Source organism: Pseudoalteromonas sp. T1lg21, assembly GCF_002964625.1.
Lineage (GTDB): Bacteria > Pseudomonadota > Gammaproteobacteria > Enterobacterales > Alteromonadaceae > Pseudoalteromonas > Pseudoalteromonas gelatinilytica.
In genome coordinates this window covers 62,204-75,850 of record NZ_PQBX01000001.1, presented here as the reverse complement: position 1 = coordinate 75,850, position 13,647 = coordinate 62,204, and the positions used below count along the sequence as shown (strand labels likewise).

The following is a 13,647-nucleotide window of genomic DNA, read 5'->3' as shown; positions in this document are numbered from 1 at the left end:
TGCCAGCTAAATATAAATCGAAAGACTCGATTAGAAGTGGATTTGAATACCCGCAAATGGGCCTGACGCATCTAAATCTGTGTAGATGTCATCAATATCATCAAGCTCTAAGGTCATTGAGCGGTAGCCCGCTTTAATGTCCATATCAATTGCTAAGTTATCAAGTAAAGCGTATGCGATACCTGCTTGGTAATCTTGAATTTTGCTATCATCGATAGCCAGTAAACTACCTTCAAAGAATACGCTTAAACCAGTAAATGGTAAGCCAACTTCAGCACGGCCATACACTAACGGTACAAAACCAGAAAAATCAACGCGCTCAGTGGTATTTTGGCCACCGTCTTGCGATGTACCAGTTACAACAATTTCACCATCAAATTGTTTAGCATTCACACCTAAATCAATAGAAACCAAATCATTATCAAAGATTTCGTAATATAGGATGTAGTCGATGTGTGATAAATCACTTACTGTGCCTACTTGTGTGCCCACCACATAATCTGAACCACCAAAGCTAAACGTTTCATCAAGTGTAGTGTCACCATTTAACTCAAGTTCAGTGTATTTTAGTTTAAGGTTTGGTACTAACGGCACTGGGTGCTCAAGTGCTGCGTAGTAGCTCGTAAACGTTTCATCATCAAATTTAAAGCTTTGTAGATTTCCGTCTTGAGCAAAACTACCGCTGTTATCTGATTGCCAGCCATCAACACCTAGGTATAAGCCTAATAATGTATCAGCTTGCGCTGTTGGAGCTAAACAGGCCATTGAAAGGGCAGCTGCTAAACAGTACTTTTTCATCATTTTATCCTTGCGCTAAAAGTTCGCTAAGTTCAATTAGAGCCGCATTGGCTCGAGAAATATAATTCGCCATGACCAATGAGTGGTTAGCTACAAAGCCAAAGCCACTGCCATTTAAGATCATTGGGCTCCACACAGTTTCTTGCGTGGCCTCTAATTCACGAATAATTTGTTGCAGACTAACACGGGCATTTTTCTTTTCTAAGACATCGGCAAAATCATATTCAACCGCTTGTAAAAAGTGCAGTAATGCCCACGTTGCACCACGCGATTCATAAAACACATCGTCAATTTGCCACCAAGATGTTTTCACTTGGTTTTGCAAAGGTGCATAAGTTGCTTGATGAGCCGCAGTATCACCTGCTAAATCAGTGTTTAAACGATCTTGACCAACACTTGCGCTTAAACGCTGACTTAAACTACCAAGGCGTTTTTCTGCTTCTTTTAGCCAGCCACGTAAGTTATCTGCGCGGGCATAAAATTGGCTATCACGATCGTTCTGATCAGCAATTTGAGTACGGTATACGATAAGTAAATCAATACCCTTTTGATACTCAGTTTCAGCGCTTGGCCACGCCCATGCTACCGAGCTAATATTAAATTGCGGCTGGGCTTTTTTAAGTGCTTCGTGTTCAGTTGATTGAGACTGTGAACGGCTGAAATCTTTACGCATCGACAACACCAAATCACGGGTCATCTCAAGCGCGCCATATTCCCATGCCGGCATGTTATCCATCATCACACTTGGTGGCATCATATCGTTAGATAAATAGCCGCCAGGTTTATTTAATAATGTACTTGCTACATTGATTAACGTCGTTGTTGTTGTGTAGCCGGTGACAAATTTTTCGCCGCGCATTTGCGCTTCTTGTTTTGCCTTGCCAACAACATCCATACGAGCTGGTTCACTACTCCAGTAAACAGCAATCGCGTAAAAAACAATTAGTATAATAAGTAATGCACTGGCTATTTTTCCTTTATGCTCAGACATGATACCTCCTAGTGATGTGAGTGCTCTTTACTTTTTTGTGATACCTGTTCAGACATCTCTTGCAAAGACACAACCTTGGCTTGAGTAAAAACTCGATTGCCATCATTAAAATATAGCGTGAGTTTTCGTTCTTGCCCTGCTTTTAGTTGATCTTCAGGTTCAAACACCATCAAGTGATAACCACCGGGTTTAAACTCAACACTGCTATGACCATCAATCTTTAATGATAAAACCTGTTCCATTTTCATCATGCCATCTACATGAGTGTGCTGATGAATTTCAACGCGTCCTAAACCATCAAGCTCAGCTTTAGTTAATACTGTTGCCTGCTCACTTGGGTTGGTAATAGTTAAATAAGCCACGCTGGCTTTACTGGCTGGTAAAAACTCACGTACCTGCGCGTTGCTTACAGTGACTTCGGCAACATCGCTATGGTCATGACCACTATGGGCAGATGAAAAAGTACTAAAGAATAAGCTTGCGGTTAGAAAAGAGAATGCGGGCCACAGTTTCATTATGTTTTAATCCTTGTTAAGACATTAACTTACCCGCTAAATTTAGCATATTTTATGTATTAAGGCAGTTTATTAGTACCTTAAGCTGGCGATTTTTTGTTATCAGCAATCAACCAACACAATGCTGCGATTAGTAATAGTGGCCATGCAATCATTATTGAGCCGAATAAAAACGCAAGCACAACACCAATCAGAGCAACAACACCTGCGCCAAGCAGCCCAATAGTGAATAGCGCAACACCCGCCACAACAGCAATCACAGCCACTATTGCTCCGATGACTTCAAGTCCAGCCCAACTCATATCAGCAATTGATAAAGGTAACTGCCATGAGTCGAACGAGACAAAAGAAACCGCATCAGTACACAGTAAAAGCATTGCCAAGACGATGATAGCTAACGTTTTCATAATCGACTCCTAGTAACCTTTCACTGGTAAAGTGCAATGAGCCACTAAATAACCCACGCCAATTAACAGTGGCATTTGAATAAGCAATATGATCATGACTAAACGTGTTGACCATACAGGGAAGCCCAAGCGCGCAGCCAATCCGCTACACACACCCGAGATCTTTTTATTACTCAGATCACGGTACCAACGTGTCGATGTGTGATAAGTATTCATCATTAACCTCCTAAGCCGACTGCTTCATCGTTGCTTTTAAATCAGCAAGCTCTTTATCGATTGCATCATTTTTCTCAAGAGCCGCAATTTGTGCTGCTGTTGAATTTGCTGCATCGCTTTGCGTAAGCTCGTACGCTTCAACTTGTGATTCAATGTTTTCAACGCGCTGCTCTAAGTAGTCAAAACGTGCTAATGCATCTGCAACTTTGCTGCTATGTAGCTGCTCTTTTACTTTTAAGCGTGCTGTAACAACGCGCTCTTTTTGCATATAAGTCAGCTGTTTAGCTTTTGCATCTGCAAGCTTATTTTGTAAACGCTGACAATCTTCAGTCAATTTTGCGAGTGACTCTGCCACTTTATCCATTTCAGCTTGTTGCGCTTCGATTTCTGTCGTTATGCGCTGCTTTTCAATCAGTGCAGCTTTGGCAAGATCATCACGATCTTTACTGAGTGCTTTTTCTGCTTTCGCTTGCCAGTCAGCTACTTTTGCTTGTTTGGCTGCAACTTCGCGCTTCATTTGCTTTTCTTGCGTTAAAAATGTCGCAGCGGTTGCACGGCATTCAGTCAGTGCATCCTGCATTTCTTGCACGAGTAGATTAAGTAACTTTTCAGGATCTTCAGCTTTATCTAGTGCTGCAGAAAGGTTTGCCTGAATAATGTCATTTACGCGATTTAATACACCCATGTGACTCTCCTGTTGATTATTGGGTTAATACAGCTAGGAGATTCCAATTCTTGTGCCAACTAACAAATAAAATAAATTTATTAATTAAATACAACAAGTTGAATGAATAGAATTAAAATATTGACTGACTAATGGCTGAATGAGAAATAACTAATTTGACTAAAAAATTAACTTTTTCACCAAATTTTAGGATCAAAAAAAGCCACAATATGTGGCTTTTTTAATAGGCTTTTTGATTAGGCTTCTGGGACAAAACTCAAGGCTTTATCCATAACAGATAAGTCAGCCGTTTTACCATGACCTTTTTCTGAAAGATGGCGTCTAAAACCACGCGCGCCAGGTTGGCCTTGGAAAATCCCCAACATATGGCGAGCAATATGCCAAAAGTTAGCGCCTTTGCTCATTTCATCTTCAATATAGTCATACATCGAGCGTACAACCTGATGACGACTTAGCGTAAAGGCGTCATCACCATAAATGTTTTCGTCGACCTCAGACAAAATAAACGGATTACTATACGCCTCACGACCAATCATAATGCCATCAACATAATCAAGGTGAGCCACGCTATCAGCAATTGTTTTCACACCACCGTTTAAGCTTAGGTGCAGTTGCGGATAATCTTTTTTCAACTGGTAAACGCGCGGGTAATCCAGAGGTGGGATCTCACGATTTTCTTTCGGGCTTAAGCCATTTAACCACGCTTTACGCGCATGAATAATAAAGTCATCACAACCAACATCATGACTCGCTTCAATTAAAGCACATAAAAACTCATACGAGTCTTGCTCATCAATACCAATGCGCGTTTTAACTGTAACAGGAATAGTCACTTCGGCCTTCATTGCAGCAACGCAGTCAGCAACCAGTTTAGGCTCTGCCATTAAACAAGCACCAAAGCGGCCATTTTGCACGCGATCAGACGGACAGCCGACATTTAAATTTACTTCATGATAGCCACGCTCTGCTGCTAATTTTGCACACTTAGCCAACGCTTCAGGATCTGAGCCACCAAGTTGCAATGCCACAGGGCCTTCATGCTCATTAAAGTGTAGGTAATCGCCTTTACCAAATAAAATAGCGCCGGTTGTCACCATCTCAGTGTACAGCACAGCATGCTTAGTCATTTTGCGGTGAAAGGTTCGACAGTGACGATCAGTCCAATCTAACATGGGTGCCACTGAAAAACGGCGGTTTAATGTCGTCGTGCTCATAACATGGCCCCTTTAAAGATCAATGCGTTTACTTGCAACTTAAATTACCTAATACGATTAACGCTAATCAATAGCGCTGACACATCAAAAGTTAGCTATGTGTCGGAATGAAAAATTGGGCTTATTATACCACCGAAGCACGCTCACGGCATGGCTTAATCGAAGATCAAATGATGAAAAGAGGTGAAGAAGTGTACTGCAAACTCACTTCTGTGATTGATACGCTAAAAGTGAAAAGACTAAATTTTCACTTCATTCAATAAATTTTCTAGATTTTGTCCTGTGAGTTCAAAAATAATTATTTCTAATTCTTTGAAATCTTTATCTTTTAAGTTAACTAATTTAGCACCTACTGCAATGCGGGCAACTTCTTCTACGGGGTCAATTTCAACAATTTCGACCGATACATGGGTGTCGTGATCTTTGGATTGCACATAATATTCACTAAAGAATGTCGCGTCAGCTCTCACATTAGGATTACTGTCAGACACTGATTGTAATAACGTGCCCTTTTTAAGATCGCTTTTACGAATTGAAAAACTGTATTCAGCAACATGGCCTCGACCAATAATTAATGTCACAGCACTCTCACCGTTAATTTTAAACTCATGGTCTGTGACTTCAATCACTCGAAGTTTACCGGTATCTTCCGGTGGTGGCTCCGTACAAGCGCCCAAACTAAAAATCAGAAATACTGATATAACTACATTTTTGATTAGCATTCTTTGTTCCTTAAATTTTATATTGCCTTCTTTTAAGTTAGATAAAAGAAGGCAATAATTCAAAGTTTAAATCACTGAAAATGCACTTTAAATTAAACTAAGCAACAACACTCAAACCAAAGTAGTGAGCAATACCACCTAAGATATTGTTAACCGCGACTGACGATAAAATTAAACCCATCACCCGACTAATAATACTCGCGCCACTATCACCAATTAACTTATGAACATGTGTCGCCAGTAGCAATAACAGTAATACAATCACTAATACTGAGAGCATGATTGATGAAGTGATAAGTTGCTCATACCACGTGTATTCAGTATTTCGAGTCATCAAAACTGCCGCAAGCATGGCACCGGGGCTGGCAATAGAAGGAATTGCTAATGGAAAAATTGCGGTTTCGGTACTGTTACGAACACTTTTAATCTCAGTTTCTGGCTTACTTTCACCGAAAATCATCGATAAAGCGAAAAGTAATAATACGATCCCCCCGGCAATTTGAAACGCAGAAAGCGGAATATTGATCACGTTTAAAAGTACTTCACCCGCAAGCACAAAAAATAATAAAACTAATGCCGAAACGCCAACCGCTTTTAGCGCGACTTTACGTTTGAATTTGGCATCATCTCCGCGTGTAACGGCAATAAAGACAGGCACGGTACCGATAGGATCAATGACAGCGAAAAAGAAAATGAATGCAGCTAGCAATTCACTCATTAAGAAAACTCCCTTGAAAACGTGTTAGCGAATAAAAACACTGCAACTACAATACAGTATGTTAGTATATCACGGTAGCGTAAGGATAAGAGAAGATGAACATAGAATCACTCGTCAGTAAAGCAAAACAAGTATGCGATAATCGTGGTGCACGTTTCACACCTATCCGTGAAAAAGTATTCCGCCTGCTCGCTAGTGCGCAAGGTGGTGTAGGTGCTTATGACTTATTAGAACAACTCAAATTAACTGAGTCAGGCGCAAAACCAGCAACCATTTATCGCGCGCTCGATTTCTTATCGGAACTTGGCTTTATTCACAAAATTGAAAGCACTAACTCATTTATGTTGTGCCATCATTTTGATCACATTCACCCTGTACAATTATTAATTTGTGACAGCTGTGGTTATGTAAAAGAATTACATTCAACAGTAATTTCTCATGAACTTAATAACTTAGCTGCAGAAAGTGGATTTATTGTCTCTGGACAAACAATTGAAGCGCACGGCAAGTGCGAAAAATGCAAAGATTAAGTGCGGTGTTTGAAACAACCACTACACTTAAAGTATGATTAACGGCATTTCTGCAAACCTAAGGGAAAGAAAATAATGAATGTGGAGTTCATCAACCCTTTTTTATCATCATTATTAAATGTATTGAGCACGATGGCTCAAACAGAATTAAAACCGGGCAAACCTAGCTTAAAGAAAGACGAACTAGCCCGTGGCGATGTATCGGGTTTAATTGGTATGGTTGGCCCACAAACTAAAGGTTCACTTTCAATCTCATTCGATGAAAGCCTAGCACTGACGATTATGGAAAGAATGCTCGGTGAGCGTCCAGACTCCGTCAATGAAGAAGTCACTGATATGGTAGGCGAAATTACCAATATGGTAACAGGTGGTGCTAAAAACTTACTCGGCGAAAAAGGCTACGAGTTTGATATGGCAACGCCAGTTGTGGTGTCTGGTAAGGGACATACAATTGCCCATAAATGTGAAGGCGCTAAGGTGTTAATTCCATTCACGTCTGCTGATGGTAACGCCAATATTGAAGTTAGCTTTGATAAACTATGAGCTGGCAGCAAAAAACCATTCAATTGAAGCCTCGCTCACGAGGCTTTCACATCATTGATGACGAGCTACTTCGTCAACTTCCAGAAATAACGCAATACAAAGTCGGTTTATTACACCTGTTCATTCAGCATACGTCTGCAAGCTTAACAATTAACGAAAATGCCGATCCCACTGTGCGAATGGATATGGAAAGTCACTTCAATCACTTTGTACCAGAACGACAAAGTTATTATCGTCATGATTATGAAGGTGATGACGACATGCCAGCCCACATAAAAAGCAGTACATTAGGTGCTGAACTCACCATACCTATTAACCAAGGCCGCTTAATGCTTGGCACATGGCAAGGCATCTATTTAGGTGAACACCGTGATCATGGTGGCGCTAGACGCATTGTCGCGACGATCCAAGGTCAGATCTAAAACTAACTTTAAGCTGTAAGCAAAACTTGGCTTTAACTAAATTATTTAAGAAAGTGTTTTTGGGATTTTTTAGAGATTGGAGCGGCACACGAGGCTCGAACTCGTGACCTCAACCTTGGCAAGGTTGCGCTCTACCAACTGAGCTAGTGCCGCACAATAAGTTACTAGTTTTAAGTTACAAGCTTCAAGTTAGTTACTTTCCCCTTGAAACTTATATCAATTTCTTTTGGTGAGAAATTGGAGCGGCACACGAGGCTCGAACTCGTGACCTCAACCTTGGCAAGGTTGCGCTCTACCAACTGAGCTAGTGCCGCATAAATAAGTTGTAAGCTGCAAGTTTCTAGTTTCAAGCTAATGCTTTCAACTTTTCCCTTGAAACTTAAGCCAATTTCTTTTGGTGAGAAATTGGAGCGGCACACGAGGCTCGAACTCGTGACCTCAACCTTGGCAAGGTTGCGCTCTACCAACTGAGCTAGTGCCGCATCAAATAGTTTCTAGTTACAAGATTCAAGTTACAAGTTTGAATAGCTTGGAGCTTTCAACTTTCCCCTTGAAACTTATATCAATTTCTTTTGGTGAAGAAATTGGAGCGGCACACGAGGCTCGAACTCGTGACCTCAACCTTGGCAAGGTTGCGCTCTACCAACTGAGCTAGTGCCGCATTCAAAAGTAGTCAGTAATTTGTCCGTTGGTGCACAACCTTGAAGGTTGCGGTAAAACGTTCTGGCAACTGAGCTAGTGCCGCATTCAAAAGTAGTCAGTAATTTGTCCGTTGTCGCACAACCTGAAGGTTGCGGTAAAACGTTCTGACAACTGAGCTAGTGCCGCATTCAATTACTTAGAGACATACCAACCCCGCGGGGGTTAACGTCTTAAGCGGGGCAGGATTCTACAATAATCCGATGTGTTTGCAAATGTTTTTTACAAATTAAAGAATTTTTCTTGGTAAACCTTTAATTCCATGATCGAATCTTTGATATCGTCGAGGGCTAGATGTGAACCTTTTTTGTTCACTTGTGCTAACACGTCAGGTTTCCAGCGACGCGCAAGTTCTTTAACTGTGCTTACATCAAGGTTACGGTAGTGGAAGTAGTTTTCCAATTCAGGCATGTACTTATTCATAAAGCGGCGGTCTTGGCCGATAGAATTACCACACATAGGCGATGTACCCGCTGGCACCCATTGCTTTAAAAATGCCAATGTTTGATCAATAGCATCTTGTTCAGTGAAAGTACTTGATTTACAGCGAGCTGTTAGACCAGATTGACCGTGCTGAGTTGTACACCACTCGTCCATGCCATCAAGCAGTTCATCACTTTGATGAATAGCAATAACAGGGCCTTCAGCCAAGATGTTTAAATCACTGTCGGTGACAACAGTGGCAATTTCGAGTATTTTATCTGTTGCTGGTTCGAGGCCAGTCATTTCCAGGTCGAGCCAGATAAGATTTGATTTATGAAAAGACATAGTTACCTTAGCGGTGCTTTCCTTTAGATCCAACGCATTTAGATATATCATATTAGTATCATCAGTCGACCTAAAGCTTTTTTTTCAAAAAGCCCGACATTTACTCAAGTTATAGGCCAAAAGTGGCAAAACAAAAGAAATTAAGTAAAGGCCAATCGCGTCGAATTAAGGCCAATCATCAAAAACGCCTCTCTAATGCAGACAAAAAGCAAGAGAAAGGGGCAACTGTGCAATGGCAAAATGACAATTTAGGCCCTGCCGAAAATGCGGTTGTGATCAGTCGATTTGGCCAACACGCCGATATCGAAACCGAATCAGGCGAAGTACTGCGCTGTAATATACGCAGAACCGTATCGAGCCTTGTGTGTGGTGATGAAGTTATTTTTCGCCGAGCAAAAGTTAGCGAGGGCGACTTAGCTGGCGTTATTGAAGCAACCCATGAACGTCGCTCACAATTAACGCGCCCTGATTTTTATGACGGGGTAAAAGTCGTCGCTGCCAATATCGACCAAATTTTAATGGTTTCTGCGGTATTGCCTGAGTTTACACCAAACATTATCGACCGCTATTTAGTTGCCTGTGAAGACATGGGTATTGAGCCTATTTTAGTGCTTAACAAAATAGATTTAATTGACGATGAAGGCCTTGCTTTTATTGATGAAATTCTCGATATCTATCGTGAGCTAGGTTATCAAGTACTGTTAGTCAGTAATAAAACCGGTCAAGGCATTGATGAGCTTAAACAAAAACTGGTTGGTAAAAACAGCATTTTTGTTGGTCAAAGTGGTGTGGGTAAATCAACCTTAGTAAACACTGTACTGCCAGATGCAGACATCCTAACCCAAGAAGTCTCTGAGAATAGCGGCCTTGGTCAACACACAACAACCGTATCGCGATTACACCATTTACCAAGTGGTGGTAACCTAATCGACTCACCGGGAATTCGTGAGTTTGGCTTATGGCATTTAGAGGTTGAGCGCGTTACTTGGTGCTTTAAAGAGTTCCGTGATTTTATTGGTGGCTGTCGTTTTCGCGATTGTAAGCATTTAAACGATCCTGGCTGTATAATTCGCCAAGCTGTTGATGATGGTGAAATTTCAGAACTCGCTTTGACAGTTACCACCGAATTTTAGAAACTATGGCCGACGGCCGTGCTGGTGCACGCGCTCCTCGCGTATAACTATTTAGGAAATAACAAGTGAGTTTAGATAAATTCAAAATTGCTATGCAATATGCCATGCCAAAACATTTCATTTCGCGCATGGTTGGCAAGTTAGCAGCAGCAAAAGCGGGTGGCTTAACAACGGCCTTAATTAAATTGTTTATCAAACAATACAAAATTGATATGAGTGAGGCTAAATACCCAGATCCAGCTCATTACAAAACTTTTAATGAGTTTTTCACTCGCCCATTAAAAGAAGGTATTCGTCCACTTGCTGAAGAAAGCGACATTATTGCTCACCCAGTTGATGGTGCAATTAGCCAATTAGGCGATGTAGTCGACGGTCAAATCATCCAAGCAAAAGGCCATGACTACAGCTTACAAGCACTCCTTGGTGGCAAAGAAGAAGACACTGCACCGTTTTTAGGCGGTAAGTTTGCAACGATTTATTTAGCGCCTAAAGATTATCACCGTATTCACATGCCTGTTGATGGCACGCTGAGCAAAATGATCTACGTACCGGGTGATTTATTTTCGGTAAACCCGTTAACAGCGCAAAATGTACCTAACCTATTTGCTCGTAACGAGCGTGTTGTAGCTATCTTTGAAACTGAAATTGGCCCGCTAGCCATGGTGCTTGTAGGTGCGACAATTGTTGCTAGCATCGAGACTATTTGGGCAGGCACAGTAACGCCACCAGCAGGTAAAGATGTATTTAGTTGGAATTACCCAACCACAGGTGACAACGCGATTACTCTGAAGAAAGGTGAAGAAATGGGTCGCTTTAAGTTAGGCTCTACCGTTATTTTAGCCTGGGGTGCAAATCAAGCTGAGTTCTTATCAGATCAACACCCAGAAACAGTGACGCGCATGGGCACACCATTTGCGAAAATTAACGACTAATAAGTTCAATTAAGCAAACCACTTGAGCAAAAGTGGTTTGCTTAAAATTCACTATAAATCGCGCCTACACCCCACGATTACACTCTGAGCACTCACTATCTTTTTGAATATTAAATCGCTGCTGCTGTAGTGTTAGCCCGTCAAATTGAATAAACTCGCTGCCCGTTTTATGGCCAAGCAATATATTGATAGCCAATAAACTTTGCATGCTCCCCATAACACCCAGTAACGGGCTCAATACCCCAGCATTGCCACAATTAAGTGCTGTTTGCTCCTCCGTTTGCGGGAATATACAACCATAGCAAGGGCTCTGTTCATCACGAAAATCAAAACTCATAACCTGCCCCTGCGTTGCAATAGCTGCAGCTGATACAAGTGGGATAGATTTAGCTAAACAATAGCGATTAACCAAATAGCGGGTAGCAAAGTTATCACTGCAATCGAGGATGATGTCAGCACCTTCAAGTAGCTCAGCACAGTTACTTTCATCAAGCTTTTGGCATAGAGGTTTAACCGTTATTTGATTATTTAAACTACTTAACACCTTAGCAGCCGCCTGTGTTTTTGCCTGCCCCATGTGGTTTACTTTATAGAGTATTTGTCGCTGTAGATTTGAAAGCTCAACTTTATCGTCGTCAATCAAAGTGAGCGTTCCGACTCCTGCAGCCGCTAAATAAAACAGTGCTGGTGAGCCAAGCCCACCCGCCCCGACAACCACAATATGTGCAGACTTTAACTTTTGCTGCCCCGCATGCCCTACCTCTTTTAACAGTAAATGGCGGCTATAACGAATTTGCTCTTTGTCGCTTAACGCGCTCATATTAAGACTGACCTTCGACCAGCTTTTTTAACTTGGCAATAGCTGCTTGATAGTCTTCGGCTTCTGTGATCGCACGTACAACAGCAACACTGCCAACACCTGTGCTCGCAACTTGCTCAGCACGAGATAAGTCAATTCCACCAATCGCGACCGTTGGATAATCGGCCATCAACGGCACAAATTTTTCGAGCTTTTCTAAGCCCTGAATTTGCCCAGTCATGTCTTTAGTGGTGGTTGGATAAATAGCACCAAACGCCATATAACTTGGTCTGTAATTATGTGCACGCAGCATCTCATAAAAGCCATGAGTCGATACACCTAAGCGTAACCCCGCCTCTTTTATGGCAATTAAATTAGCGGTTTGTAAGTCTTCTTGTCCTAAATGCACACCATAAGCACCGTGCTTAATCGCCAACTGCCAATAATCATTGATATACACCTGCGCATCGTACTTCTGCCCCAGCATAACCGCACTTGCAATCGACTCATCAAGTGCTGCATCGTCTGCATTTTTCATTCTTAATTGAACTGTTTTAACCCCTTCGGCTAAACACTTCTCTAACCAATCAACCGTATCTACAACGGCATACAGCCCAAGCTGTTTAGAGTCGCACTCGGCAAAGCCTGCTGCCATGGTAAAATCAACCGGGCAATCAAAGTCGAGCTCATCACCGAGCCAACTTCCCGCCTCGATGACTTGTGGGTAATCTGCTAGATTTGTTGGAAAGCAAGTGTGTGCAACAGGTCCAATCCCTTCACCATATCGAATGGCTGCTTTTAAACCTTGGTTTATATAGGCTTTCGCTAAAATAAAGGCATCTTTGAGTGGATACTGTTTGGCTAAACACGCAGCAATCACAGAGGCCATACTGCATCCAGTACCATGACAATGCGGAGTTTGAATTTTTTCGTTACCAAGCCAATATTCCTGCTCACCTTGCACGCAGTAATCAATGCAATAGCCACTTGGGTAATCCCAATGACCTCCTTTGATGATCACCGCTTTTGCACCATAGCCTGTTAACTTCTCGGCGGCTTCTTTCACTGCGCTTGGGCCAATCAGGTAAACACCGGTTAATAGCTGTGTTTCGTGGGTGTTCGGTGTTACAACATCGACTAATGGCAATAAACACTCTTTGATAGCACTAACAGTATCTTCTTCTGTTAATAAATCACCACTGGAGGCAATGGCAACCGGATCATAAACAACCAAAGGCGGCTCTGCCCAAGTTGCTTTGTAATGTTTTAAATGCTCACTAATAAGCTGTATTTGCTGCACATTGGCAAGCATGCCAATTTTAATCACGCTGGCAGGCATATCACTGGCTAAGGCTAATAGTTGCGACTCAATCACTTCTGTTGATATCGGGTTCAGCGCTTCTACACCTAAACTATTTTGTGCCGTTAAAGCAGTAATAACCGTACAGCCATGTACATTAAAACTTTGCATTGCCTTGATGTCGGCTTGAATTCCTGCACCGCCGCCCGAATCTGAGCCAGCTATGGTCCATACAACCTGATTCATGTTATTCCT

16 protein-coding genes, 4 tRNA genes and 1 pseudogene are annotated in these 13,647 nt (G+C 41.9%); 5 read left to right on the top strand and 16 right to left on the bottom strand.

Translation table 11 applies throughout. The features are described from left to right. Positions 1-30 precede the first annotated feature (30 nt). The 9 genes from C2M25_RS00375 to C2M25_RS00335 form a co-directional block, all read right to left on the bottom strand. Positions 31-798: a TIGR04219 family outer membrane beta-barrel protein gene (locus C2M25_RS00375; protein ID WP_063702733.1), complete on the bottom strand. Its 768-nt coding sequence runs from the start codon at positions 796-798 to the stop codon at positions 31-33. Positions 799-802: 4 nt separating this feature from the next. Next, on the bottom strand, positions 803-1,789 hold the full coding sequence (locus tag C2M25_RS00370; RefSeq protein ID WP_063702735.1) for a DUF2333 family protein: 987 nt from the start codon (positions 1,787-1,789) through the stop codon (positions 803-805). An 8-nt stretch (positions 1,790-1,797) separates the two neighbouring features. After that, on the bottom strand, positions 1,798-2,304 hold the full coding sequence (locus C2M25_RS00365) for a copper chaperone PCu(A)C (protein ID WP_105180118.1): 507 nt from the start codon (positions 2,302-2,304) through the stop codon (positions 1,798-1,800). Between the two features lie 80 nt (positions 2,305-2,384). Then, complete coding sequence (locus tag C2M25_RS00360) at positions 2,385-2,711, bottom strand: hypothetical protein (RefSeq protein ID WP_063702739.1); 327 nt, start codon at positions 2,709-2,711, stop codon at positions 2,385-2,387. 9 nt (positions 2,712-2,720) lie between these two features. Beyond that, positions 2,721-2,927 carry a PspC domain-containing protein gene (locus C2M25_RS00355; protein ID WP_054554145.1) on the bottom strand — a complete coding sequence of 69 codons (207 nt, stop codon included), beginning with the start codon at positions 2,925-2,927 and terminating at the stop codon, positions 2,721-2,723. Between the two features lie 10 nt (positions 2,928-2,937). After that, positions 2,938-3,612 carry a PspA/IM30 family protein gene (locus tag C2M25_RS00350; RefSeq protein WP_105180117.1) on the bottom strand — a complete coding sequence of 225 codons (675 nt, stop codon included), beginning with the start codon at positions 3,610-3,612 and terminating at the stop codon, positions 2,938-2,940. 236 nt (positions 3,613-3,848) lie between these two features. Continuing rightward, positions 3,849-4,826 carry a tRNA dihydrouridine(20/20a) synthase DusA gene (gene dusA, locus C2M25_RS00345; RefSeq protein WP_082874018.1) on the bottom strand — a complete coding sequence of 326 codons (978 nt, stop codon included), beginning with the start codon at positions 4,824-4,826 and terminating at the stop codon, positions 3,849-3,851. A gap of 239 nt (positions 4,827-5,065) precedes the next feature. Then, positions 5,066-5,548, bottom strand: coding sequence for a hypothetical protein (locus C2M25_RS00340; protein ID WP_063702743.1), 483 nt, complete (start codon positions 5,546-5,548; stop codon positions 5,066-5,068). A gap of 97 nt (positions 5,549-5,645) precedes the next feature. After that, entirely contained in the window at positions 5,646-6,266 is a 621-nt protein-coding gene (locus tag C2M25_RS00335; protein ID WP_105180116.1) for a MarC family protein, read from the bottom strand. A 95-nt stretch (positions 6,267-6,361) separates the two neighbouring features. Between C2M25_RS00335 and C2M25_RS00330 the strand changes: the two genes are divergently transcribed. The 3 genes from C2M25_RS00330 (at position 6,362) to C2M25_RS00320 (ending at position 7,761) form a co-directional block, all read left to right on the top strand. Continuing rightward, the gene (locus tag C2M25_RS00330) at positions 6,362-6,796 is read left to right on the top strand and encodes a transcriptional repressor (protein WP_063702748.1); all 435 of its coding nucleotides are present in this window, start codon (positions 6,362-6,364) and stop codon (positions 6,794-6,796) included. A 75-nt stretch (positions 6,797-6,871) separates the two neighbouring features. Then, a complete protein-coding gene (locus C2M25_RS00325; protein ID WP_063702750.1) occupies positions 6,872-7,339 on the top strand; it encodes a chemotaxis protein CheX in 468 nt (155 codons plus the stop codon). Further along, a complete protein-coding gene (locus C2M25_RS00320) occupies positions 7,336-7,761 on the top strand; it encodes a secondary thiamine-phosphate synthase enzyme YjbQ (RefSeq protein ID WP_063702752.1) in 426 nt (141 codons plus the stop codon). The genes C2M25_RS00325 and C2M25_RS00320 overlap by 4 nt, the downstream gene beginning before the upstream one ends. Before the next feature lie 77 nt (positions 7,762-7,838). Here the strand turns inward: C2M25_RS00320 and C2M25_RS00315 are convergent. The 5 genes from C2M25_RS00315 to orn form a co-directional block, all read right to left on the bottom strand. Next, positions 7,839-7,914: transfer RNA gene (locus C2M25_RS00315), tRNA-Gly, on the bottom strand. 85 nt (positions 7,915-7,999) lie between these two features. After that, positions 8,000-8,075 (bottom strand) — tRNA-Gly (locus C2M25_RS00310). Between the two features lie 92 nt (positions 8,076-8,167). Then, positions 8,168-8,243 (bottom strand) — tRNA-Gly (locus tag C2M25_RS00305). Positions 8,244-8,346: 103 nt separating this feature from the next. Continuing rightward, positions 8,347-8,422, bottom strand: a tRNA-Gly gene (locus C2M25_RS00300). A 260-nt stretch (positions 8,423-8,682) separates the two neighbouring features. Beyond that, positions 8,683-9,228, bottom strand: coding sequence for an oligoribonuclease (gene orn, locus C2M25_RS00295; RefSeq protein ID WP_105180115.1), 546 nt, complete (start codon positions 9,226-9,228; stop codon positions 8,683-8,685). Between the two features lie 122 nt (positions 9,229-9,350). On the opposite strand from orn, the pseudogene rsgA reads away from it, so the two are divergent. Both rsgA and asd read left to right on the top strand, forming a co-directional pair. Continuing rightward, positions 9,351-10,408 (top strand): annotated as a pseudogene (rsgA, locus tag C2M25_RS00290) (small ribosomal subunit biogenesis GTPase RsgA). 18 nt (positions 10,409-10,426) lie between these two features. Beyond that, positions 10,427-11,293: an archaetidylserine decarboxylase gene (gene asd, locus C2M25_RS00285; protein ID WP_175083551.1), complete on the top strand. Its 867-nt coding sequence runs from the start codon at positions 10,427-10,429 to the stop codon at positions 11,291-11,293. 64 nt (positions 11,294-11,357) lie between these two features. Here asd and C2M25_RS00280 read toward each other — a convergent pair whose 3' ends face one another. Further along, positions 11,358-12,113 carry a HesA/MoeB/ThiF family protein gene (locus C2M25_RS00280; protein WP_105180114.1) on the bottom strand — a complete coding sequence of 252 codons (756 nt, stop codon included), beginning with the start codon at positions 12,111-12,113 and terminating at the stop codon, positions 11,358-11,360. Position 12,114: 1 nt separating this feature from the next. After that, the gene (thiE, locus tag C2M25_RS00275) at positions 12,115-13,638 is read right to left on the bottom strand and encodes a thiamine phosphate synthase (RefSeq protein WP_105180113.1); all 1,524 of its coding nucleotides are present in this window, start codon (positions 13,636-13,638) and stop codon (positions 12,115-12,117) included. Positions 13,639-13,647: the final 9 nt, after the last annotated feature.